Annotated in this window: 20 protein-coding genes and 1 riboswitch; of the genes, 13 read left to right on the plus strand and 7 right to left on the minus strand. The window is 39.3% G+C overall.

Annotated features, from left to right (window positions below; all coding sequences use genetic code 11):
• Positions 1 to 4: 4 nt before the first annotated feature.
• From V6R21_RS10585 to V6R21_RS10600, 4 genes are all read right to left on the minus strand, one after another.
• Complete coding sequence (locus tag V6R21_RS10585; protein WP_334243497.1) at positions 5 to 1042, minus strand: OmpA family protein; 1038 nt, start codon at positions 1040 to 1042, stop codon at positions 5 to 7.
• Positions 1043 to 1330: 288 nt separating this feature from the next.
• Positions 1331 to 3391: a thioredoxin domain-containing protein gene (locus V6R21_RS10590; RefSeq protein WP_334243498.1), complete on the minus strand. Its 2061-nt coding sequence runs from the start codon at positions 3389 to 3391 to the stop codon at positions 1331 to 1333.
• A 185-nt stretch (positions 3392 to 3576) separates the two neighbouring features.
• Positions 3577 to 4278 (minus strand): rhomboid family intramembrane serine protease, encoded by a 702-nt coding sequence (locus V6R21_RS10595; RefSeq protein WP_334243500.1) that lies wholly within the window; start codon positions 4276 to 4278, stop codon positions 3577 to 3579.
• A 115-nt stretch (positions 4279 to 4393) separates the two neighbouring features.
• Positions 4394 to 5374 (minus strand): PhoH family protein, encoded by a 981-nt coding sequence (locus V6R21_RS10600; protein WP_334243502.1) that lies wholly within the window; start codon positions 5372 to 5374, stop codon positions 4394 to 4396.
• A gap of 484 nt (positions 5375 to 5858) precedes the next feature.
• Between V6R21_RS10600 and dacB the strand changes: the two genes are divergently transcribed.
• A complete protein-coding gene (gene dacB, locus V6R21_RS10605) occupies positions 5859 to 7307 on the plus strand; it encodes a D-alanyl-D-alanine carboxypeptidase/D-alanyl-D-alanine endopeptidase (protein ID WP_334243503.1) in 1449 nt (482 codons plus the stop codon).
• Positions 7308 to 7542: 235 nt separating this feature from the next.
• On the plus strand, positions 7543 to 9036 hold the full coding sequence (locus tag V6R21_RS10610) for a tetratricopeptide repeat protein (RefSeq protein ID WP_334243504.1): 1494 nt from the start codon (positions 7543 to 7545) through the stop codon (positions 9034 to 9036).
• A gap of 25 nt (positions 9037 to 9061) precedes the next feature.
• On the opposite strand, the gene V6R21_RS10615 is transcribed toward V6R21_RS10610, so the two are convergent.
• Together V6R21_RS10615 and V6R21_RS10620 are read right to left on the minus strand one after the other, a co-directional pair.
• A complete protein-coding gene (locus V6R21_RS10615) occupies positions 9062 to 9550 on the minus strand; it encodes a nuclear transport factor 2 family protein (RefSeq protein WP_334243505.1) in 489 nt (162 codons plus the stop codon).
• A 138-nt stretch (positions 9551 to 9688) separates the two neighbouring features.
• Positions 9689 to 10294, minus strand: a complete 606-nt coding sequence (locus V6R21_RS10620) for an outer membrane beta-barrel protein (protein WP_334243507.1) — start codon at positions 10292 to 10294, stop codon at positions 9689 to 9691.
• A gap of 245 nt (positions 10295 to 10539) precedes the next feature.
• On the opposite strand from V6R21_RS10620, the gene V6R21_RS10625 reads away from it, so the two are divergent.
• The gene (locus tag V6R21_RS10625; protein ID WP_334243509.1) at positions 10540 to 11232 is read left to right on the plus strand and encodes a cytidylate kinase-like family protein; all 693 of its coding nucleotides are present in this window, start codon (positions 10540 to 10542) and stop codon (positions 11230 to 11232) included.
• A 45-nt stretch (positions 11233 to 11277) separates the two neighbouring features.
• Here V6R21_RS10625 and cysM read toward each other — a convergent pair whose 3' ends face one another.
• Positions 11278 to 12162, minus strand: coding sequence for a cysteine synthase CysM (gene cysM / locus V6R21_RS10630; RefSeq protein ID WP_334243511.1), 885 nt, complete (start codon positions 12160 to 12162; stop codon positions 11278 to 11280).
• Positions 12163 to 12722: 560 nt separating this feature from the next.
• A riboswitch (SAM riboswitch) is annotated at positions 12723 to 12829 on the plus strand.
• Positions 12830 to 13139: 310 nt separating this feature from the next.
• Between cysM and V6R21_RS10635 the strand changes: the two genes are divergently transcribed.
• From V6R21_RS10635 to V6R21_RS10680, 10 genes are all read left to right on the plus strand, one after another.
• Positions 13140 to 14456, plus strand: coding sequence for an O-acetylhomoserine aminocarboxypropyltransferase/cysteine synthase family protein (locus tag V6R21_RS10635; RefSeq protein ID WP_334243513.1), 1317 nt, complete (start codon positions 13140 to 13142; stop codon positions 14454 to 14456).
• A gap of 41 nt (positions 14457 to 14497) precedes the next feature.
• Positions 14498 to 15586, plus strand: a complete 1089-nt coding sequence (metX, locus tag V6R21_RS10640) for a homoserine O-acetyltransferase MetX (RefSeq protein ID WP_408612986.1) — start codon at positions 14498 to 14500, stop codon at positions 15584 to 15586.
• Entirely contained in the window at positions 15570 to 16754 is a 1185-nt protein-coding gene (locus V6R21_RS10645; RefSeq protein ID WP_334243515.1) for a homoserine dehydrogenase, read from the plus strand. Before metX ends, V6R21_RS10645 begins: the two co-directional genes overlap by 17 nt.
• A gap of 216 nt (positions 16755 to 16970) precedes the next feature.
• On the plus strand, positions 16971 to 17138 hold the full coding sequence (locus V6R21_RS10650; protein WP_334243517.1) for a hypothetical protein: 168 nt from the start codon (positions 16971 to 16973) through the stop codon (positions 17136 to 17138).
• 423 nt (positions 17139 to 17561) lie between these two features.
• A complete protein-coding gene (locus V6R21_RS10655) occupies positions 17562 to 18392 on the plus strand; it encodes a CheR family methyltransferase (protein WP_334243519.1) in 831 nt (276 codons plus the stop codon).
• 34 nt (positions 18393 to 18426) lie between these two features.
• Positions 18427 to 19020 carry a chemotaxis protein CheB gene (locus V6R21_RS10660; RefSeq protein WP_334243520.1) on the plus strand — a complete coding sequence of 198 codons (594 nt, stop codon included), beginning with the start codon at positions 18427 to 18429 and terminating at the stop codon, positions 19018 to 19020.
• Complete coding sequence (locus V6R21_RS10665) at positions 19021 to 20031, plus strand: GAF domain-containing protein (protein ID WP_334243522.1); 1011 nt, start codon at positions 19021 to 19023, stop codon at positions 20029 to 20031.
• A 162-nt stretch (positions 20032 to 20193) separates the two neighbouring features.
• Positions 20194 to 23673, plus strand: coding sequence for a PAS domain S-box protein (locus V6R21_RS10670; protein ID WP_334243524.1), 3480 nt, complete (start codon positions 20194 to 20196; stop codon positions 23671 to 23673).
• 180 nt (positions 23674 to 23853) lie between these two features.
• Entirely contained in the window at positions 23854 to 24399 is a 546-nt protein-coding gene (locus V6R21_RS10675; RefSeq protein ID WP_334243526.1) for a SiaB family protein kinase, read from the plus strand.
• A 12-nt stretch (positions 24400 to 24411) separates the two neighbouring features.
• On the plus strand, positions 24412 to 24774 hold the full coding sequence (locus V6R21_RS10680) for a DUF1987 domain-containing protein (protein ID WP_334243527.1): 363 nt from the start codon (positions 24412 to 24414) through the stop codon (positions 24772 to 24774).
• The last annotated feature ends 87 nt before the right edge of the window (positions 24775 to 24861 follow it).

Raw genomic sequence — 24861 nt, forward strand, 5'->3', positions numbered from 1 at the left:
AATTTTATTCCATTGAACCAATGACCTTGATCGTTACACGTCTATTGGTTTCGTGTTCCTGTCTGCTGCACTTCACACCATTGTTACAGTGGTTGACCAATTGGGTTTCGCCATAACCTTTGGTGATAAGCCTGCTGGAATCAATTCCCATTTTGATTAGGAACTCAGCGATGGCATCTGCTCTTTCTATAGACAGTTGCATATTGTAACCATCATCTCCACGGGCATCGGTATGACATCCTATTTCTATATTGACATTTGGATTCTCCTCCATCATTTTCTGTATGCCCAATAGCTCATTGGCTTTACCTTCAATAATTTTAGCACCATTCACTTCAAAGAAAAAGCTATTCAATGTAGTGACCGCTCCACTTTCTATGCGGTTTAGCCTGAAATTATATGATAATACCTCTTCTTTTTTGTCATTGACAGAAATGGCTTGAATAGTCTTGAAATAGCCATCAGCATTTGCGCTAATTTCATATTGTTTCTGTGGCTGGAGCATAAAGGAATAGACACCGTTTTGGTCTGTAGTCAGTAGTTTGGTGTTGCCTTCGTCTTCTTGGTGGCTTAAAGCTACTGAAGCTTCTGAGATCGTTTCACCTGACTTTGCATCTATCACTCGACCTCTCACCAGGAAATTGGCTGCTTTTTTCATTCCTACTTTGATGCTGATATGTTCACCTAAAGCAATGTTTCGCTTTTTGAAAGGGATTTGGGTAGGGACAGATAGAAACCCTTCTTTCAGAAAGGTCATCAAATATTCCTTTTTTCCATCCATCACAAAAGCAAATTTACCGTCCTTATCAGTTGTCGTCGTATAGGATGTGTTGGGTGCAGAATATTGTGTCACATGACCGTCATCATTTCTGATTACTTCATAGACAGTAATGAATACATCAGATAATGCTTTACGGTTCTTTTGGTAAAACACCTCACCTGTTACTTTATACCCTTTTGATGCTTGGGCGTAAAGGGGTGTTCCAGCTAAGACCGTTACAGTTAAAAACGTAATAATAAGTAGCAAATGTCTCATATTCATCGACGCACCTTGGTTATGATACCATATTTTAGCTCTAACCCCATTTTAAAGAATGCCTAGATCCTGTATTTGTCATGTATAGGTTCTATTTTGATTTTATCAACAAAATTTTTGCCCAAACTGGTCTTGGGGAAGGTTTTGGTATTTAAAAAGGTATAATTGTTAGGCGCAAAAGATAGTCTATATCCTTTCGAATATAAAAATAGTGCAAAATTATAAGGAAAGAAAGGAGAGGGTGTTTTAAAAAGAACCCCATGCAAGGGTAAATCTCGTTGCATGGGGTTTAGTTTATTGTTTGATTCCTTTGATGTCTCTTAATGCTTCAGCCAAAGAATGTACGGGTCGTAAACAGCTTCTGTTACGGCATACATACACAGTGGTTTTCCCATCAATGGCATCCCTGTGGTGCAAGAGCGGAATTTTGGAAGCTTGCTCTTCAGGAGTATAGGCTCCTGCTACTACCTTGTTTGGAATAAATTCCTGATGGATTCCCTGGGCAAAAGCAATCAGCTCATCACCTGCAATTGCTACTTCGGCAGTAGGTGTGACCTGTGCCGTATAAAGGCAAGCCCAATTGGCTAGGTATTGTACCTCTACCTCCAGCATCTTGTTCATTTTCCCTAACATATTACGGGAAGTGTTGAGCAGGTCTTCACGCTCAAGCAAAATGCCCAAGAAATAAAGGTTTGTAGCCATCATGGAATTTGAGGAAGGAATGACATTGTCAAAGATTTCCTTTTTCCTTGCGATTAAAGTTGAGGCGGCATCTTGGGTGAAATAGAACATCTCTTCTTCACGGTCAAAGAAGTGCTCCAAGGTATAGTTGACCATCTTTTCTGAGCGCTCAAGCCAGACAGCATCAAAGCATACCTGATAAAGTGCTGTAAAGCCCTGTATAACCGCAGCGTAATCTTCGAGGTACGGTTCGATACTTGCCTTTCCGTTTTTATAGCTGTGCCAAAGTTTGCCTTCAGGTGTCATCATTTTGGAGGCAATGAAATGCGCATTTTTCTTGGCAAGGTGCAGGTATTTGGTGTGACCTGTTGCGGCATAAGCATCAACAAGCCCTTTTAGCATTAATCCGTTCCATGAAGCGAGGATCTTATCGTCAAGTCCGGGACGTATACGCATTTCTCGGATCTTGAGTAGAGCCGTTTTCCAGTTCCTGACTTTATCGTCAAGCTCCGTAACAGTCATCTGGTGCTTTTTGGCAAATGCCTCTTTCGATGTTGACCTGTGAAGAATGTTGAAGCTGTGTTCCCAGTTACCTGCTTCTGTAGCATTGTAATAGTCACAGATTAGCCTCAAGTCTTCCTCTTCAAATACTTCCTCCAACTCCTCGTATGTCCATACATAAAATCGTCCTTCAATGCCTTCGCTATCCGCATCCAAAGCAGAGTAGAAGCCACCTTCTTCGCTCATCATTTCGCGTTTTAGGAACTTGATGGTATCTCCGATCACCTGCTCATATTCCTTGTCTCGTGTTAAGGCATAAGCATCAGCATAAAGACTGACAAGTTGGGCATTGTCATAGAGCATCTTCTCAAAATGAGGAGCAAACCACTGTCCATCGACAGAATAGCGTGCAAACCCGCCTCCAATCTGATCATAGATACCACCCCAAGCCATTTTATTTAGCGTAAGCTTGGCATGGTCCAAGGCATTCTCATTGCCGCTTACATCATAATAGCGAAGCAGGAAATTCCATATGGTAGGCATGGGGAATTTGGGAGCCTTATTGATTCCACCATTTTGCGGATCAAACTGATGAGAAAGCTTTACAAACATCTCATCAAGTCTTTCGGCAGTATATTCATGCTGAATCTTTCCTATGCCGTATTTTTCAAGCTCACTTTGGTTGATGGCTTGGACAAACTTTTCGGCAGATTCTTCCAGTTGGCTTTTGTGCTCTGTATAGGCTTTAGCTACCTGTACCAAAACCTGTTGCCATTGTTGGGGTGGAAAATAGGTGCCTCCATAGAAAGGTTTGGCATCAGGAGTAAGGAAAACGTTGAGTGGCCATCCACCCTGAATTCCCATTACCTGAATGGCATCCATATAAATCTGGTCTATATCAGGCCTTTCTTCCCTGTCGACTTTAATACAGATATAGTGTTGGTTCATCAATGCAGCCAATTGATCATTCTCGAAAGATTCCCTTTCCATGACATGGCACCAGTGGCAGGATGAATATCCTATACTGACGATGATTGGCTTGTTTTCTTTTTTGGCTTTTGTTAAGGCCTCTTCCCCCCAAGGATACCACTCCACAGGGTTATAGGCGTGTTGAAGCAGGTAAGGACTGCTTTCTTGAATCAGGCGGTTGGCCTTTTTCTGTGTTGATTCCATTTCTGTCAAATATCTATAATATCAAGCCCACTAAGAGTTGACTGAAGCGTGTTGGTTTATTTGTATTCAGTAAACCCGTTTCAAATACAATGCATTTAAAAAGTAAAAGGTGTCATAAAATAAAGACACTCCTTAGCATACGGGTATTCCTGTTATAAAGATAGCCGATTGCACGTGAAAAAAAGCTAATTTTTTTCAGTGCTACTATCTAACGGTTGTTTGTCTTCTTCTTTGTTTTTCTCTCCATTTTCAAGGTAAGTGTACTTGTAATGAGGCGTTTCAATGTTGACATATCCTTCAAAATGTACCTCTCCCACTTGGGTTGTGATATGCCTGAACATTTCAGTTGTTGCATTACGGAAGTAGTATGCGACAACTGCTCCAACAAAGGCTCCAATCAGGTGAGACTCCCATGATACGCCTTCCTGAGCAGGTAGTATTCCATAAAGCATACCATTGTAAAGCAAGGCAATGATAAGGGAGATTATCAACGAGTTGGAGTTTTTCTGGAATACACCAATAAAGAACAGAAAGGAGGCAAATCCATAGATCAGCCCACTGGCCCCGATGTGGTAGGCAGGTCTAGCAAGTAGCCATACGCCAAATCCTGTAAGCAGGTAAATCGTCAAGATCACACGCCTCGAAATACGTGGGAAAAAGAAAATGATACTGCTGCAAAGAAATATAAAGGAAAAGGTGTTGGATGCTAAGTGCTTCAGGTCTCCATGTAAAAAGGGGTGACAAACAATGCCAATAAGACCACTTGGGTGTCTTGGGTAAATGCCTAAACTATGGAACTCATGTTGTAGCCCCATTTCCATAAATTCAATAACCCAGCAGACACCAGCCAAGATAAGGGGGATTTTAATGCTTTTGCTTAATTGCATGATAGGGGGTGTTGTAACAGGTAAACAGCGCAGCAAAGCCAGAACGGATGCTGGTGTGTTAAGGCGATAATGATGCTCCTGCCACATAAGGTTTTGTGGCAGGAGCAGTTAAAATCTATTGGCTGTTGTTGTTTTCAGGAACTTCTGTGACACCTTCATCAGCAGCATCTTTATATGCAGCAATGATGTTTTTCACGAGTCTGTGCCTGATGACATCTTTACCACTAAGTTGGATGATGCCAATTCCTTCGATTCCTCTCAGGATGGTAGTAGCTTCAAGCAGGCCGGACTTGACTTTTCTTGGCAAGTCAATCTGTGAAGTATCACCAGTGACAATCATCTGGGATTCTGCACCCATACGTGTCAGGAACATCTTCATTTGCATTGGGGTCGTATTCTGGGCTTCATCCAAAAGAATGAAAGCATTGTTTAGGGTACGACCACGCATATACGCTAGTGGTGCAATCTCAATGATACGGTTTTCGAGATAAAAGTTAAGCTTTTCCGATGGAATCATATCATCCAAAGCATCATAGATTGGACGTAGATACGGATCCACTTTTTCTTTTAGGTCACCCGGTAGGAAACCAAGGTTTTCACCTGCTTCAACAGCAGGACGGGAGATGATAATCCGTCTGACCTGCTTGTTTTTAAGTGCTTTTACAGCCAAAGCTACTGCTACATAGGTTTTACCGGTACCAGCAGGGCCAATAGCAAAAACCATATCGTTCTTGCTGGCAGTCTCGACCAAAGTCTTCTGATTGGCAGTTTTAGGTCTGATGGCAACCCCTTTGGCACCGTATAGGATAATCTCATCTTTGAGGTCAGCCTGTTCCTTGCTGACATTGGTTTCGATATAGTCCAATACGTTGTCAGTTGTGACCTTGCCGTATTTTTTGTAGTGAGCCAGCAGCTCGTTAAAAGCGTTGTTTATTTTAATTATCTCAGGACCCGTGCCCTGTATTCTGATTTCGTTTCCCCTGGATATAATCTTGCTTTTTGGGAAGGCGGTGGAAATTTCTTTAATGTTCTCATTTTCCACTCCTAGGAAATCAACCAGTGAAACACCTTCCAGGTTAATGACTTTTTCGATCAAATGCTTTTCATGTTTTAAGTTGATGATCAAATAATGGCGAGTGCGAAGCTAATTTTGTGATAGCTGTACTTGTCGCCCTGTAACTGACTTAAATGTGCAGTCACACTTTGGTTCTTAATTATGCGGTTTGACCGTCTGCCGTAGCCGCCACCTAATCTGCAATTCAAACAGCTGGTAGTATTTTTGATCTCCAGCTACCTTTATTTGGAAATAACAAATTTGATAACTTTACACCAATAATATAGGATAAAAATCTTAGGTAAAGTTTACATTTTTTCATTGATCAGCACAGTACTTGAGATAGAAATAATACTATTGATGCATTAAATGATCCATATTTCGTATACTGTGACTGTGTAGTCTTATGGTAAATGACTTGTAATCAGAATGTAATTATTCCTGTAAGTGCCCTGACCTAAGATCATAATTAAGATATATAACAAAACTAATATTTAATTCATAAACAAAAGAACCTTTCAGATTTATGAGAAGCCTTTCATCGATAATAACTGTTTTCGCCTGCTTGTTGTTGGCAACTGAAGTGTTGGCAGGTGGCGGAGACCCTACAGAAATAGTTGATTTACGGAAAATGGTAGAGCAGTTACATAAAAACAGGGATATGGCATCTGCCTCTCTCGGTATTTGTGTGACAGATGTCGAAACAGGGGAGGTGCTTTTGGGATATGGACAAGAGCAGTCATTGGCGCCTGCATCTGTGATGAAGCTGGTGACAACTGCTTCGGCACTGATTGTACTGGGAGAAGACTACCGTTTTGAGACAGTTATTGAGTACGATGGGAATATCTCAATGGATGGTGTTTTGGATGGGAACCTGTATATACGAGGTGGCGGAGACCCAACTTTTGATATTAGCCAATTGCAGGAATTTGTTGCTGGAGAGTTGGGCATCAAAGAGATAAAGGGAGGAATAGTGGCAGATGCAACATTGTTTGATTACCAATTGGCACCATCAAAGTGGAATTGGGAAGACTTGGGTAATTATTATGGTGCAGGGGCAAGTGGACTTTCATTCTGCCGTAATACCTATGTTTTAAGGTTTAAATCTACAGCACCAGACTCCTTGACAACAATTTTAGGTGTAGAACCTGAAATTCCGGATCTAAAGTTTTTTAATGAGGTGAAAGGAGGTCCAAAGGGTTCAGGTGATAATGCTTACATTTTTGGAGGGCCATACTCATATGACCGTTACGTTAGGGGTACTATTACTCCGTACAGAAACGAGTTTACAATTAAAGGGTCAGCACCTGATCCTGCTTATTGGGCTGCTTGGACTTTGGATAAATTACTTCGAGAAAAAGGTGTTGCGATAAGTAACCAGCCAACAACGCTGAGACTTACACCTACCGCAAATAGAATGTTGAAAAGAACCCTGCTGAAGAGTTTTAGATCTGAGCCATTGCATGAAATAGTGAAGGAAACAAACGAAAAGAGTGTAAACCTGTTTGCAGAAGCAATGCTTAAGATGATGGGGGCAAAGGTAAAGGGAGAAGGCAGTACTGAAGCAGGGATTGAGGTAGTGGAAGAGCTTTGGGAAGAGCGAGGTTTGGATTTAAATGGCTTTTTTATGGAGGATGGCAGCGGACTGTCTCGCTTCAATGCCATTACAGCTGAGCAGATGGTAAACCTGCTAGTGAAGATGCAGCGCACCAAAGAAAAAGATGCTTTCTTTAGCTCTTTAGCAATAGCCGGCAAGACTGGTACTTTCAAATACCTTTGTAGGGGTGAAGCTGCTGCCGAAAGAGTATTTGGAAAAAGTGGTACCATTAAGCGGGTCAAATGCTATTCAGGTTATATCAAAACTTACAGCGGAAGACTTTTGGCATTTTCAATGCTGGTGAACAACTATGAAATGAAAACCCGTCCGATGGTGCAGTCATTGGAAGGTATCCTGAACCAGATGGTCAGGTTATAAGAATATTAGTATTGGAATGAGGTAAAAGCGACTTTCTAACTGTTAGGAAGTCGCTTTTTATATGAGAAATACATGATCGAATTTAATGCCTTTTAGGTATTTGGTGTATCAGCAAAGTGAATTGAACCCATATAATTGATGTTGCTGTTTTAATGTAAAGCATGGTGTCGCAGACTGAATAATTGCTTTTGCTTAGACTGTACTGGATATTTTAAACACCAAAACCATAAACAACATGATGAACGGATGTGTCAAATTATGCAAGTGCCTCTTTTATGTGGTGCTTCTTGCCAGTTTTGTGGCATGCTCAAGCAACAGTGGTGATACAGGAGGCGAGAATGTGGAGGAAATAATGCTGCCGGTTACAACAAACTCTGAGGAGGCAATGAGTTTATTTGTGGCGGGGCGGGACCTGCTAGACAATGTACGGAAACCAGAGGCCAGAAGAATGTTTGATGAGGCTATTGAAAAGGATTCCTCATTTGCGCTTGCTCATCTTTTTAGAGCGTGGTCAGGAACTTCTGAAGAAGATGTCTTTCTTCATCTCAACAAAGCTTATGCGTTAAAAGACAAGGTGACCCCTGAAGAAAAAATGCTGATTGAAGCGTCTTATATGGGGTATCACAACCAACTGGAACAGTCGATTGGAACTTGGGAAAAACTCTCTGAAAAAGTGCCGGAAGACAAGCGGGTACTGAACAGTTTGGCTTATGCCTATTCTGACGGAAAGGAAGATTATGAAAAAGCAATAGAGTTACTTAAGAAGTCGATTGCTTTAGACCCGGACTTTCCAGCCAATTACAACTCTTTGGGGTTTGCTTACCAGAATATGGGAGATGTAAGGAAAGCTGAAGAAGCATTTAAAAAATATGTGGAGCTGATTCCGAATGAACCTAACCCCCATGATGCAATGGGTGATTTTTATAGGAAGAACGGGCAGTTTGATAAAGCAATTGAAGAATACAGAAAAGCCTTGGAGCTGAATAGTCGCTTTGATGAATCCCAACACAAGATAGGAGAAAGTATGTTGTATTCAGGCAGGTATGATGATGCTATTAGAGAACTGGAGCATGCTGTGTCTATCGCAACTTCTGAGCAGAATAAGATCTGGCATATGGCAGAGATAGCAAGAGTTTATCTCCATAAGGGAGATCAGGAACAGGCTCTGGCAAAATATGTAGAGGCTAAGAGCGAAGCGCAGGAACTGGGTTTGCAAGCTTATACAGCTAACCTGATTCTGGATATGAGCACCATCTACATGTACAATTCAGAATATGCCAAGGCAGCAGAATATTTGGCAACGTTTGAGGAGTATGTAGGTAACTCTAGTTTAGCTGAATCTGTGAAAGAAAACCTGAAAGCGAGGGAGTTGTATAACAGGTCTTTATTATATGCTATGCAGCGTGAGCCAGAAAAAGGAATGGAAGAGGCTAGTTTGTTGAAAGAGCATATTTCAAACAGTGATAACCCTGAAGAACTGGAGCCTTACCATCAGGCAATGGCATACCTGTATTATATAAAAGATGATTTAGGGAAAGCCAAAGAAGAGTTGGAGGTATCAGAAAAAGATTCTCCTTACACTTACTACCTGATGGCTAAAGTAGCTGAAAAAGATGGTAATGGACCTCAAGCCAATCAATATTACCAGCGGGTAATAGATTGGAACGAGGATGATGATATTTACTATTCCATGATCAGGCCTAAAGCCATGAACAAAAATAAAATGTGATTTAAAGTGAAATAGGGTCAATATCCTATCCTTGAGATAAGGAGCGCTCCCGGGCAAGCTTAGGCAGGTCCGGGTTTCCTTCTTGATGGACCAATGTAAAAGTCAGCCGATCAATTTTCCATCCTTTTACTGTTTTGTTGAAATGATGATGATACTGACCAAATACGGTCCATGTATTATTACCTGAGTCATTGGGTAAAATATGAATAGCCTGTAAGTAAGAGAAGCACTCAGCTTCCTCTTCATGAATTGTGACAGAATGGTTGGTGACCATATGTTGTGTAGCGGTATATCCTGGCAACGCATGTTTCCATCCGTTTATAATTTCTTGTGGGGAACAGACAGTTGCTGGATTTCCACTTAAGGAGCTGTAATCCAACGTGACACTGCTGTCAAAAGCTTTTTTGACAAGTTCCCAATCCCTCTTGTCTGCTCCAATACAAATGTTGTTGACCAAGTCAATAATGTCAGCCCTGTGCTGAAGGTAGATGGTGCTAAGTTGTAGAGTGTCCATGGTTAATTGTGTTGAAATGTTAGCCTACACTGTTCAAACAAATTGAAGAAAAGTTGAGGTCGTTGTAATGCTGATTTTAGAAAAAAATAGACCTGACGAATGAGTCAGGTCTGCGTATTTTATAGAGAAATAGAAATTCTACTCTCCTTTAAGCTCTTCTCGAAGTTCTTTGTCAACTGGTCTGCTAGAACTTTTGATATGATATAGCAAGCCAATATTTAAGAGGAAGAAAGAGCCTTGGTCTACGAAATGGTAATTGATTTTGCCGTTGATGTCCAGTTTGTCTTTGATCGGATAAAGAATACCTCCACCGAAGTTTAAGCCAATTTTACCTTCTGAATCATCAATGTCTCCAACACCTGGTACATTATCGATGTTGACATCGATATTGTAGTAACCGATAGCAGCATTCACATAGGGCCTCAGGTTTTTGAGTGTGCTGGTATATTCAGGTTGAGTATAATAACTGGCACCTACCCTTATGGAAAACAGGTTGGTGTTGACATTGCTTTCTTCAGCGAAAGGCGTATAGTCGATCTGGGCATCAACAGATACTTGATCTCGGAGGAAGTACCTACCATCTGCACCAAAGTTAAACCCTGTGCTTGCTCCATCAGAGAGGTCACCTGTAGGGAATGCTACACCAATATTACCACCTACTAAAACTTGTGAAAAAACATTCGATGACATTGAGATACAAGCCAATAGCGATACAGAAAGTAGTAAAGAGAAAAGTCGTTTCATGTGGTTGTGGTTGAATGAATTGAAATAGTTTAATTGCTATAAGTTTTAATAAAAAATTGAATTAAATAATGAATTAAGTCATTGTTATTTCTTGAATAGTGTTATGTGGTTGTTTTTATTTAAGTATTGGTAATCAATGTGTTGTTTGTTGTTTTGCTTTCGATTGCAATGGGAACATTGCATTAATCTTTGTAAATTATAAAAGGATTATTTTCAGATATTAGGATTAAGTAAACAGACAGGAGATGGAAACAATATCATACGATTACTTTAGCCAGTACTTTAAAAAAACTGATGAAGAGCTGAATAAGCCTATTGAGTGTAATGGAAAAGTGGTTACAATAGGCAGGGACTATGGTTGTAACGCTATGGAGGTGGCTCAGCAGCTTGTGGATAAACTCAATACAAATGAGATGTTTTTTGGTCATCCAAGAAGGTGGCAGGTAGTGGACAGTGAGGTGATAAGGGCTGTAGGAAAAGAGATGAAAATGAACCTTGATCGTGTGACAGATCTGAGTACACCCCAAAGGAAAGGACTGGTGGATCAGCTATTGAGTGCATTCAATGAATATCAGCCTCATAAGGAGTTGAAAAGGGCAATGGGAGGCGTTATTTCTGCTTATATGGAGAGAGGGAATGTGGTGTTTGTTGGACGCGGTGCTGGCTTCTTTGCTGAAGAAAGTGTCAATGTACTAAATGTAAAGTTGTTTGCTCCTCTTAGGTATAGGGTCAGGATGCTGATGCAAAAGGAAGGTATGAGTGAAGATAAGGCGATTGAGCTTGTAGAACTGATGGATGATAAAAGGAGCAGGTTTAATGAGTTTCTGTCAGGGGCAAGTGAGCTTCATTATGATATTTTGCTTGACCGCTCAAGGATAAGCACCAATGGGATCGTCAATATGCTATATTCAACGCTTGAAGAGATGCCGGAATTTTAAAGGTAAAACCCTGTTCAGTTTATGCATGAACAGGGTTTTTTGTTGCTATTCTTCAAATAATGGTGAAGATAAATATCTGTCGCCTCGGTCACATACAATAAATACGACAACCCCTTCCTCTAATTCTTCAGCTACTCGAAGTGCAGCTACGGCAGCACCTCCACTACTCATTCCTGAAAATATACTTTCTTCCTTAGCCAGTTTACGAGCCATCGTTGAAGCCTCTTCCTGAGAGATGTCAATGATTCTGTCGACTCTTTCAGGTTCAAATATGGCAGGTAAGTATGCTTCTGGCCATCTTCTGATGCCTGGAATCCGAGAACCTTCAGTTGGTTGCGTACCTACAATCTGAACGTTTGGGTTTTGCTCTTTCAGGTAACGGGACACACCCATAATAGTACCTGTTGTTCCCATAGCAGATACAAAGTGTGTGATTTTTCCTTCTGTTGCTTCCCATATCTCAGGTCCTGTGTGACGATAATGAGCCTTGTAGTTGTCAGGATTGCCAAACTGATTAAGCATAAGGTATTCTCCTGTCGCTGCTTTTTCTCTTGCAAGGTCAATAGAACCTTCCATTGATCGCTCAGAAGGCGTAAGGATTACTTTGGCACCATATGCTTGCATGGTTTTGACCCGTTCTGCTGTGGCATGCTCAGGCATAATCAGTTCAATTTCTACACCAACTGCTTTAGCAATCATGGCAAGTGCAATTCCTGTATTGCCGCTGGTGGCTTCAACCAGTTTCATTCCTGGTTTCAGTTCACCTCTGTCAATAGCCCCTTGTATCATACTGAGAGCAGGTCTGTCTTTGACACTACCGCCGGGGTTATGACCTTCTAATTTTCCATAAACCTTAACATTTGGGTTAAGGTTTAGATGTGTAACCTCTACTAATGGGGTGGATCCTACCAAGTCAAGGATTGATGGCATAATATATTTTCTTTGTGTTTTGAATTCAATTTAACGCTGTCACTGTTATAAATTCTATATTCAATTGAAGAAAAGCATACTTCAAATTAGATCAATTCATAATTGAATGCTAAAGAATTTATTTATTGTATCAAATAATAGAGCTTCCTGAGTTGCTAATTTTCCACTCCCTTTCTTATCGATAGCCTAGTTGTTATATAGGGTATTGAGGCAAATTTACGCATGTCATCTGTTTCTATCCAATTTATGAAATCAGAAACTGTCTGTAATCTTTGTACCTATTTGATAATCTAGGTGATAGAGTTATACCGTTTCTTGTTACAGTTTGTAAGTTTGCTAGCTATAATCATTATCAAGGCTTTTTTGTTTTGAATTTTTTGTATTCAGCTAGTTCATTGGTAAGAGAAAAGTAGGATAAGCTTTTTCTCATCGAAGCTTTTGGTATAGCTCCTTAGGATTAAAATAAATCTTAATTTTTTTGTGATGTTGTTTGGTTTTTTTCAGAAATGGTCAGTATGTTTGTGGCACATACAGTCAATTACCTCACATCTGAAGTAATTGGTTTATAAAGAAGAGGCGAGAGACTAGGCTTTAAGACCCTCTAGCAACCCCCTCACTCGTGGGAAAGGTGCTAATTCCTAGCCTAAGTTTTTAGGACATATAAACTAATTAGGCATCATGAAAGCATTTAAAATTCTTTTTGTTGACGCAGCAGCGTTGACCCAATTTTTTGCATCTCGCAACACGTACAATTTCTCATACCGAATGTGTATGCGAATGCGAATGTGTAGCTAATCGCACATACACTCCCCACACCTCCGTTTCCATCTCCTAAGATGTATTGTTACGTTTCGCACCAAGTGACGCGCGGCTTGGTACAGGCGTTTCTTTATCCTTAGCACAAGCAGGAGGCTCGTTTTGGTCTACAAAACGTGTTTTAAGAACCATTGTACCATTTTATTAAAATCCAAAGAGCCATGTCAGATAATAAATTAAGATTCGAAACACTACAAGTGCATGCAGGTCAGGAAGTTGAAGCTACTACGAATGCCCGTGCAGTACCGATTTACCAAACTACATCTTACACATTCAACGATGCAGAACATGGTGCTAACCTGTTTGCCTTGAAAAAGTTTGGCAATATCTACACTCGAATCATGAACCCAACAACGGATGTGTTTGAGAAGCGAATCGCTGCACTTGAAGGCGGAGTGGCAGCACTTGCAGTAGCTTCAGGACAGGCAGCGCAGTTTATTGCACTGAATAACCTTTGTGAGTCAGGAGATAATATTGTTTCTACAACATACCTATATGGCGGAACTTATAATCAGTTTAAAGTGTCTTTCAAAAGGTTAGGCATTGGGGTGAGGTTTGCAGAAGGTGATGATGCAGAGAGTTTTGAGAAGCTGATTGATGAGCGTACCAAAGCACTGTATCTGGAAACTATTGGGAACCCACAGTTTAATATTCCAGACTTTGAAGCAATCGCAAAAGTTGCGCAGAAACATAATATTCCATTGGTGGTAGACAATACTTTTGGAGCAGGGGGGTACTTGTTCCGACCTATTGACCATGGTGCCAATGTTGTAACGGCTTCGGCTACGAAATGGATTGGTGGACACGGAACATCAATTGGTGGAGTCATAGTAGATGCGGGTAATTTCAACTGGGCAAATGGTAAGTTTCCTCAGTTTACAGAACCATCAGAAGGATACCATGGATTGAAGTTCTGGGAAGTTTTTGGAGAGGGTGGTCCATTTGGAAATATAGCTTTCGCAATCAGAGCGAGGGTAGAGGGACTGAGAGATTTTGGTCCAGCATTGAGTCCATTCAATTCCTTCCTTTTATTACAAGGTTTAGAAACACTTTCTCTTCGTGTACAAAGACATGTTGATAATGCTTTGGCTTTGGCAGAGTGGTTAGCATCACATGATGCAGTTGAGTCAGTGAATTACCCAGGCCTGAAAACAAGTCCATACCATGAGCTTGCGAAGAAATACCTGACAAATGGTTTTGGAGCAGTATTGTCATTTGAAGTAAAAGGAGGAAAAGAAGTTGCCAAAGACTTTATCAGTCAGCTAAATCTGGCAAGTCACTTGGCTAATGTAGGAGATGCTAAAACACTGATTATTCATCCAGCGTCAACTACGCACCAACAGCTTTCAGATGAAGAGCAGGTGGCAGCTGGAGTTACCTCTGGATTGTTGAGAGTATCTGTAGGAATTGAACATATAGAAGATATCAAAAGTGATTTTCAGCAGGCATTTGAAAAAGTTAGCCTGACTGTTAGCTAATAATAAATATACCACTTGCCATGTAGCGGCTAGCATGGCAGGTGGTTTGGAACGAGAACCGAGATAAGATACAAAAGATGGAAGCGCATTATTTTCACTACAATGAGGATTTCCAGTTGGAATCCGGAGATCAGCTTAAAGGCTTTACGCTTAAGTACTGTACGTTTGGAAAACCTAACCATGACTTTTCGAATGTGGTATGGGTTTGCCATGCACTTACAGGAAATGCAGAAGTGACAGACTGGTGGGCAGGACTTTTTGGAGATGGAAGTCTTTTTAATCCTGACGAACATTTTGTGATCTGTGCAAACGTCTTGGGGTCTTGTTATGGTTCTACTGGACCTTTGTCTATCAATCCTGATACAGGAGAGCCTTATTTCCATGCTTTTCCTCAGCTTACAATCAGAGATATTGTAAATGCATTGGATTTGTTACGTGAGAGCTTAGGCATCACACATATTCAGACATTGATTGGAGGGTCGTTAGGTGGGCAGCAGGCAATCGAATGGGCTTTGAAACGCCCTAGACTGATGGAAAACCTGATTCTGGCAGCGACCAATGCAGTACATTCACCGTGGGGTGTGGCTTTTAATGAAACACAGCGTCTGGCTTTGGAAGCTGACCCGACTTGGCTTGAAAATAATGAGAAAGCAGGGCAGAATGGGTTGAAAGCTGCACGTGCAATTGCCATGCTTTCATACAGAAACTACAACACGTATGATGTAACTCAACAAGAAGGAACAAATGAAAATATAGATGAGTTTAGAGCTTCTTCTTACCAGCGTTATCAGGGCGAAAAGTTACTCAGTAGGTTTAATGCTTATTCATACTGGTCGCTTTCCAAAGCAATGGACTCACATAATGTAGCAAGAGGAAGAGGTAGCTTACAGGATGCTCTCCAAAATATTGAAGCTTATACCCATGTGATTGGGGTAACAACGGATATTTTATTTCCTGTATCGGAGCAAAGGTTTATCGCTCGGTATGTGCCTAATGTGACGTATGAAGAAATCAACTCCACATACGGTCACGACGGTTTTTTGGTTGAGACCGAAAAAATTGCATCAGCCATAAAAGCTTTTTTCAGACATAAAGACAAAAAAAAATTAGTATATGACCAAGGATGTTAACATTGGACTTTTTGGATTTGGTTGCGTTGGTAAAGGACTTTATGACGTGCTGAATAATAGCCGCAATTTTTCGGCAGACATTTCTAAAATTGTAGTAAAGAACCGCAATAAGAAAAGGTCTCTTCCAGAATATGCATTTACTTATGATAAAAGTGATGTACTGAATGATGAGCGTATCAATTTGGTTACAGAGCTAATTGATGATGTAAATGAGGCATATGATATCGTGACTCAGGCGCTTAAAAATGGTAAGAATGTAGTAAGTGCCAACAAGAAAATGATCGCTGAAAACCTTGAAGAGCTTGTTGCTTTACAGCGCGAACATGGTACATCATTACTTTATGAAGCATCGGCATGTGCAAGTATTCCGATTATCAGGACTTTAGAAGAGTATTATGATAATGAGTTACTGCATTCTGTAAGAGGGATTTTCAATGGTTCATCCAATTACATTTTAACCAAGATGTTTGAGGAAGGTGTGAGCTATGAGGATGCTTTGAAAGAAGCACAGGACCTTGGTTTTGCAGAAACAGACCCAACATTGGATGTTGGAGGTTATGATGCAAAATACAAGTTGGTAATTCTTACTTTGCACAGTTATGGATTGTACCTAAACCCTGCTGAGGTATTCAATTACGGAATACAGTCTCTAGCTGATTTTGATATGCAGTATGCTCGTGAAAAACGACTTAAAATCAAGCAGGTAGCTAAGGTTTTTAGAGCGAGTGATGATGAGATAGCGGCTTATGTTCTGCCACATTTTATATCTGAAGAAAGTGATTTATACACTGTTGATTATGAGTATAATGGCGTGATTGTACAGGGTGCGTTTTCTGATAAGCAGTTCTTTAGAGGAAAAGGAGCTGGAGGGCATCCAACTGGTTCAGCGGTATTGTCTGATATTTCAGCCAACCGTTATGATTACAAATATGAGTACCGTAAGAATGGAAAACACAACGGTGTCCGCTTCTCAAATGATGTAGACCTGAAGATATATTTCCGTTATGCGGAAGAAAGTCAATTTGATAGATCCAAGTTCGTACAGATTTATGAGCGTTACGAAAATGGTAATGGACTGAATTATGTAATAGCTGATGTGAACTTACAGACACTCATTAGTGATCCTTACTTTACACAGCAAAAAACATTTTTAGCAGAAATTGAATAGCCTATTGTGAACTTTAGCCGATCTTTTGTATATATGTAGCTGTTTCTAAAACACAGGCATTTGCCTGTGTTTTTTTTCTGTTTGATTACAATGTATCTACCCTTTACAACGTTTGTAAAAAGAAAGCAGAATCTTACACCTTAGATGCTAAAAGTCTAAAAAGAGGTATTTTTTTTGAGGAGTACCAATACCGAACATTCATAAAACTTCATTATAATGAAAAGACTTATTCTATCAATTCTTGCTTCAGGAGCACTGATGGTAAGCTTGGGATCTTGTAGCCCATATGGTAAATCTCATTCGGCTTACTATAAAAAGCAACGTATGAAGTACGAGATGCTTGACTTGCATACAGATTGCCCTCAGCTAAACAAGAGAAGATAACTTTAAGCTTTTTAGCTGAGTTGAAGTCAATTCCTTTTTTAAGTCAAGCACTTGGAAAAGGGATTTTCTTTTTATGAGTGAATGTTACAATTTTACCAGCTTTATATTCAGGAAATATTATCTATTTTTAAGGCGTTAGCATTTTGTGAGAAGCATGTTTAAGGCTAACCAAAAGAGTATTAGACTAAAGTAATTGGGAGGTCTATAATTTTAAGTAGCATATTTTTTACCTAAAGCCATACAATAAGGCACATACATTATATTATTTTCGACCAGTTTACAGTTGTATGTTTAACCTGATCAAGGTATTTAGTGAAGTACCAGACCTAATCTTACAATTTAACTGTAAAGGTTGTTGGATCAGTGTTTATCCATTTTAATGAGTGCCTTTTTGTAGCGGGAGTCTTTTAAAAATTTAGCCAAATGATGATGGAGGAAATAGAAATTGCGGAACTGAGGAAGTTGACACAATTTATAGAGGACAAGTTTGAATACGATTTCAAGAATTATGCAATGTCTTCCTTCAAGAGAAGGATAAAAAGAGTACTTGAGCTATATAAATTTCGCTCTGTTGACTCGCTAATCAATAAACTGACTACTAACCCATCATTCTTTCAGGAATTTGTTTCGGAAATCACTGTGAACGTAACAGAAATGTTCCGTGATCCAACGTTCTGGAAAGCCCTTCGAGAGTCTATCTTGCCAGAAGTGATTCAAGAACACCAAAAAGTGAACATTTGGCATGCAGGCTGTTCTTCAGGAGAAGAGGTTTACTCCATGACAATTCTATTGGAAGAAATGGGAATGTTGGATAAGGCAAACATCATTGCAAGTGATATAGACTTGGCTGTTATTGACAAGGCAAAAAGTGGTGCTGTAAGCCTGAAAAATATGGAGCTTAACCAACAAAACTATGAAAGGTTTGGTGGAGAGTATTCCTTGTCAAAGTATTTTAAAGAAGAAGGTGGTAGAGCCTATTTGCTTCCCCGTCTTATGGATAAGGTTTCATTCAAGAAGCATGACTTGGTAAAGGATAAGGCATTTTCAAAGTTTGACCTAATCTTATGCCGAAATGTGATGATTTACTTTAATCAGACACTACAGAATGACGTGCTCTACAAGCTCCATGAAAGTTTGTTTAGGTATGGAAATCTTGCAATTGGGTCTAAAGAATCCTTGATTTGGTGCGATATAGCAAATAAGTTTATTGTGGTTAACAACGAGGAAAAAATCTACAAAAAGGTTAAAGAGTAGCCAAATATTTTATTTTGATATTGCAATCGAGCTAATGAGTGATTATAGGCTGAGTGATAAATACAATGCAATTGTGATAGGAGGATCCGCAGGAAGCTTTCAGCCAATAACAAGGTTGCTCGCTAAGCTGCCCAAAGATTTTCCTTTACCTATATTCCTGTGTCTCCATAGACTGAAACATGTACGTCATGGGTTTGAAGAAGCTTTATCTATCAAAAGCTCTAAGAAAGTACAGGAACCAGAGGATAAGGAACTGATCAGAAGTGGGGCAGTGTATCTGGCACCAGCAAACTATCACATGGCTATAGAGTTAGGGAACTCTGTAGCACTTTCAACAGAAACTTTAATAAACAACTCCAGACCTTCTATTGACGTTACTTTTGAGTCGGCTTCTTATGTGTACAAGGATAGTTTAGTTGCTATTCTGTTGTCAGGAGCTAATAAGGATGGAGCAGCAGGAATAAGTAGTGTTAAAGCGAGAGGTGGACTAACAATTATTCAGTCTCTTGATGAGTGTATGATTAGTACGATGCCCGCTGCGGCAAAGGATATAGCCGAGATTGATTACGAACTTACATCAGATGAAATAATCAATTTCTTATTAGAGCTGTATAAACACTACACTTAAATGAAAAGCAAAATTCTGATAGGGATAATTGGAGTTGTAATATTCCTTTTATCCTCTTTTCTCACTATTGACTCCCTATTTCCCGAAGTACTGTCATTTATTGGATTAATTGAGGCCGGAGAAGAACGGGAACGTTTCCAAACATATTCATCTTGGCTCAAAATCATTGATTTCTCCCTTGTACTTTTTATTTTATACAGTCTGCTACCTAAATATTTCTCAGTTATTTTAGGTGCAGTCTTTTTTTGTGTCACCATATACGTTGCCATTGATTTAGTTGCTTTACCTTCAACAATCTTGGATGTTGCCGCACAGACAGATGATACAACTAGGAAAATGGCGGTAAAAGCCGTTAAGCCAACATATTATATTCTTTTTGTAGATGCTGTATTGTTGTTGGTGCTTCTTTTTAGACTTGTGGCTGTATCTATGAGAGTACAAGACTATAAAATTGTTTATGTGCCTAAATACTTGGATAAGGAAGAGGATGGTAATTCTGAGCAGTCTTCGAACGAAACATGGGAGAAAGAAGAAGCATTCAAGAAAAAAATGCAGTTGAAGTTGGATGAATCAGATGATCCCCTGCAAGACTTTTTAAACGGAATATGTCAGCACTTCGAAATAGGTGCGGCATTGCTTTATGAGGCTAAATCTGTAGAGGGAAAAAAAGTAATCAAAGCAATTAAGACATATGCATACTTTATCCCTGAGAGCCAGACCATGCTTTTTGAAGAAGGAGAAGGTCTTGTTGGACAGGTTATGGCAACAGGAAAGCCTCTTATTTCAAATGTAGTTCCCGAAGGGTACATAACGATCGCTTCAGGGCTAGGAAGTACCTCACCTACCTCAATAGCTGTAATGCCTCTCCTAGATAGTCAGACAAATGCCATAGGAGTATTGGAATTGGCGTCTTTTAGACATTTCACTCAACAGGACCTATCCTTGCTAGAAGAGTTAGCAAACTGGATGGCCGAACTTTTGGCTGACCAAGACAATACACTAGTTGTATAACCCATCAAACCTGATAACACTTCTAGACTGTTTTATAGGGTTATTTAAGTTGTAATAACCTATAAAACATACATCTTCCATTCTGGCTGCTTTTGTATATTATTTAATAGAACCCGAAATATATACTTAAAGCAGTATAATTCTTCAATACAATACTAACCTATGTTTTTCAGGGATTTAAAAATCAGGACTAAGATTACCCTGGTGGTGCTACTGGTTGTAATTATTTCTGTGTTTGCAATCAGCTACCTCTCTTATGTACAGACTAAATCTTCTGTTGAGAAGAAATACTCCGATACTTTCAGTGTGATCAGTAATATGAAAATGGAGCAAATCGATAAGATTTTCGAGGAGCTAGATTTGAACATTAAATACATGTCTAAATCTAGACCTGTAGTTGATAACTTGAAAAAGTTGAGGTACTTACGTTCTTACAAAGACTCCACTTATTATAATATTAAAGGAGAGTTAGATAAAGAGTTATTTCCTAAACAGGTGATCAATGGGTATACCAATATTATTCTTACAGATAATAATGGGAAGGTACTCTATACTAGCTATCGCTTTCCTACTTCAATAGTAGTTGGGGAAAGAAACAATAAAGAGTTCGATAAACTAATCAGTTTGTCCAAAGAAGATAAATCTTATTTCGGTGCTCCATTTTTTATAGATAAAGAGGTTTACCAATATGTAGTGTCTCCATTGATGAAAACGGGAGGGGTTAGCTTGGGTTATGTAATCGTGTTGTACAATTTAGAAAAGAATATTTTTCCTATTGTAGAGAGCCATACTGGATTAGGTGAGACAGGAGAAATACTGTTAAGTAGAGTGAGTGATAAGCGGTTAACTTTTATCAATCCATCAAAGCATAGGAGCTTTGGAGCGCTTACAGAGATTTTATTGGAAGCACCTGATAATAATGCCGCCAAGAAAGCTGCTATGGGGGAATCCGATGATTTTGGATATGATATAGATTATCGAGGAGTTAAAACTTTGGCCTACTGGAATTTTATTCCTTCAGTGAAATGGGGTTTGGTTGTGAAAATGGATTATGATGAAGTGAAGCACGGCCTGGATGGATTGGTGCTGATTTTTATTCAATCTTCAGTAATTATCATCCTTCTATCAACATTGATAGCAACGATTTTTTCTAAATACCTTACTTCTCCAATTGTCGCACTTAAGAATCATATAAGCTTAGTGGCAAGAGGGGTTCTTCCTGATAATATTGTTGAAAATGCAGAAAACGATGAAATCGGAGAGATGAGTTTAGCTGTTCATGATGTAGTGAATGCAATGAAACGGACAGCCAACTTTGCAGGAGATATAGGTCGTGGAGATTACAGGTCTGATTTTGAACCGATGAGTGAAGATGACACTTTAGGAAATGCCCTGTTGGCTATGAGAGATAGTATCAAGAGTGCAGAAGATAAGGATAGTGAACGTACTTGGATTGTATCGGGAGTTGCCGAAGTTGGTCAAATTTTAAGGTCTTATTCAAACCTGGAAGATTTAGGAAGTGAAGTACTGTCTTTTGTAAGCTCTAGAGTTAGTGCTTTACAAGGTGCTTTTTATGTAACGGATACGGATTACGAGTCAGACGCAGATAATGATTTACTGGATGGTAATTTGGTAATGAAAGCAAGTTACGCCTATGGTAAAAAGAGGTTTTTGCAAGGCTCATATAAATTCGCTGAAGGGTTGGTAGGACAAGCAGCAGCTGAACAAGATACGATTGTGAGAGTTGAAATTCCTGATGATTATATGAAAATAACCTCAGGCCTTTTTGGAGAACAAAAGCCTAAATGCATTTTAATAGTGCCCCTTATTGCAAATGAGAAGGTCTATGGCGTATTGGAGTTTGCAGGGTTCAGTCGTTTTACGCCAGTACAAGTTACTTTTGTTGAGGAGATCAGTGTGATCATTGCTAGAACAATATTTAATATTAAGGTGAATGATAGGACTGTGAGGTTACTGCAAGAATCTCAGAAAATGAGTCAGGAACTCAAGCTTCAACAGGATATTCTGAGACAGAATGCAGAAGAAATGGAAGCAACTCAAGAAGAGTTGAAACGCACCAACAATCGGCTCGAAGAAAAAGTGAAAGAAGTAAGTCATTCTCAGAAAAGAATGCAGGTGCTGTTAGAAAATGCATCAGAAGTAATAACGATTTTTGAGGAAAATGGAAGTATACGGTATGTCAGTCCTTCAGTAAAGCCTATCCTTGGTTATACCACTGATGAGGTTACCGGTAGTTATGGGCAAGAATTTGTACATCAGGATAGTATGCAGCATTTTCAGAAATTTTTTGAACAGTTAGCTTCAGATAACACCTCTACTACACACACAATCCAATATGAATTTAAACAGAAAGATGGTAGTACAGTTTGGCTGGAGGCGACAGGGAAAAACCTCTTGAGTGATCCTGCAATTAATGGGATTGTAATGAACGCAAGAGATATAACTGAAAGAAGAAGGGCTGAACAAGAAAAACGGATGAGAAGTCAGATGCAGTCATTATCTGAAAATTCACGTGATTTGATTCTCAGAATTAACTCAGATGGCGTGATCTTCTATGTGAATCCTACTATTAAGGCATATACAGGGAGTAACCAGGAATTGTTATTGGGTAAGTCCTTAAAGGAAATTGAATTGCCAAAAAGAGTTGTTGCTGAGTTTGATAATTTAGTGACAGAGGTCGTCAATACACAAAGTAACTGTGACAGGGAAATGGAAATCCCAACAGTAGAAGGTGGTAAAATTGTGCTAGTAAATGCTATTCCTGAGTTTAATGAAGTAGGAGAGGTAGAGTCAGTACTGCTTGTTGCCCACGATATTACAGCTAGGAAAAAGGCTGAGCTAGAGATTTTATCTACAAATAAGAAAATTAAAGAGAGTATTAATTATGCTCAACGAATTCAACGTGCAATATTACCCGATAATGACGTTATAAGAAAAGAATTGAAAGATTCGTTTGTTTTATATAAACCTAGAGATGTAGTTAGTGGAGATTTTCCTTGGTATTTCAAGAAAGGTGATGATCTTTACATCGCAGTTGTAGACTGTACCGGACACGGCGTACCTGGCGCATTAATTTCTTTGATAGGTTATTTTATATTGAACGATATTGTAGGGTCTGGGGATAAACTGACGACTGGTGAAGTTCTTGACCGGTTGGATGAAGGAGTGACCAAAACACTTAGACAAGATGTTAATGGTGATACACGAGATGGTATGGATATCTCGTTATTAAAAATAAACTCCAAGAGCAACCAAATAGAATATGCGGGAGCTCATCGCCCATTGTACTACTATAGTGTATCGGAAGAACAACTGATACAAGTAAAAGGAGATCGATTGTCCATAGGAGGTAGTCGACGTAGAAGTCAAAATTCTTTTTCTTCTACACAATTAGAAATGAATGCTGGAGATGAACTTTATCTTTTTTCTGATGGACTAACAGACCAGTTTGGTGGAAATGATAATAAAAAATTTGGTCCTCAGAAGGTTAGGGAGATAATTTCAAGTCGTAAACATAAAGACATGACGCAAATGAAAGATCTGTTTGAAGATAATTTCATTCAGTGGAAAGGAAATAATCGACAGACTGATGACGTTTTGCTAATTGGAGTGAAGTTTTAATATATGTTACGAACATAGTAAATCTCTACTAAGGTTGTTTGCAAATAAGGATATTTTTGTAGGTTTGTGAATGACTGTTAAATGTTATATTTTGGGGCTGATTTATTTAGCTTCTATAGACTGACTTTTAGAGTATTTTTTGAATATAAACAAAGGCTAAGAGCCCTAATGGGAATAACTATGAAATACATTTATGACCTGCATAAAACAATGCTGGACAAAGATCTCATATTAGTCTATGAGGGTGAGTTCACGCAGGAAATTACTAAATCTGTATTGTCAATGGCCGAGCGTAATATGGATGCTTATGGAGAGGAGTCTTCTACTAAGCGTAAAGTATTTAACGTGATGGTCGAGTGTTTACAGAATATCAGTAAGCATGCTGAAAAGTTTGAAGAGAATAGCATGACTAAAAACAATGCAATCTTCATGATTGGTAAAAAAGATCATGCTTACTTCATTACATCAGGGAATGCTGTAATGAACAACGATGTGGCGGTCATTTCCTCAAAGCTTGAAGAAATTAATGGCCTCGACAAAGATGGTCTGAAAGAGCTTTACAAAAGTGTCATCAAAAACGGCAAACTGTCTGAAAAAGGAGGAGCTGGTTTAGGTTTTATCGATATGGCTAAGAAGTCAGGGCAAAAGCTTCGCTTTGATTTTGAGCCAATTGATGAGAGTTTGACATTCTTTTCATTGAAAACAACTGTTCCAAGAAAAAAATAAGGTAAAAAGGCAATGAAAGTTTTAAATCTAGAGGGTACAGAGGATACTCCAAAAATCATTCTTGATAAGGAAAATGGCGTGTTTGAGATTTCAGGTCGTTCACTTCCTGAGGATTCTGCCGAATTTTTCAATCCTGTTTTGGAGTGGCTGGAAGAATATAAAGACAGTGCCAATGGTGAAACAGTCTTTAACTTCAAACTGGAGTATTTCAATACGGCTTCATCTAAGCTGATTCTGGATATCTTGTCTAAATTGGAAGCTGTGGAAGGAACCAAAGTTGTTTGGTATTTCCACGAAGATGACGAAGATATGGAGGAAGCAGGCGAGGAGTTCTCAGACTTAGTTGAAGTGCCATTTGAGTTTGAAACATATTAATCCACAATATTTTTGTGTATTATCTAATAAAACATCTGGCAGTGATTCTTCTCGTTAGGGGCTAAGCTGTCAGATGTTTTTATTATA

The sequence above is a fragment of the Limibacter armeniacum genome, from assembly GCF_036880985.1.
In the GTDB taxonomy this organism is placed as follows: Bacteria; Bacteroidota; Bacteroidia; order Cytophagales; family Flammeovirgaceae; genus Limibacter; species Limibacter armeniacum.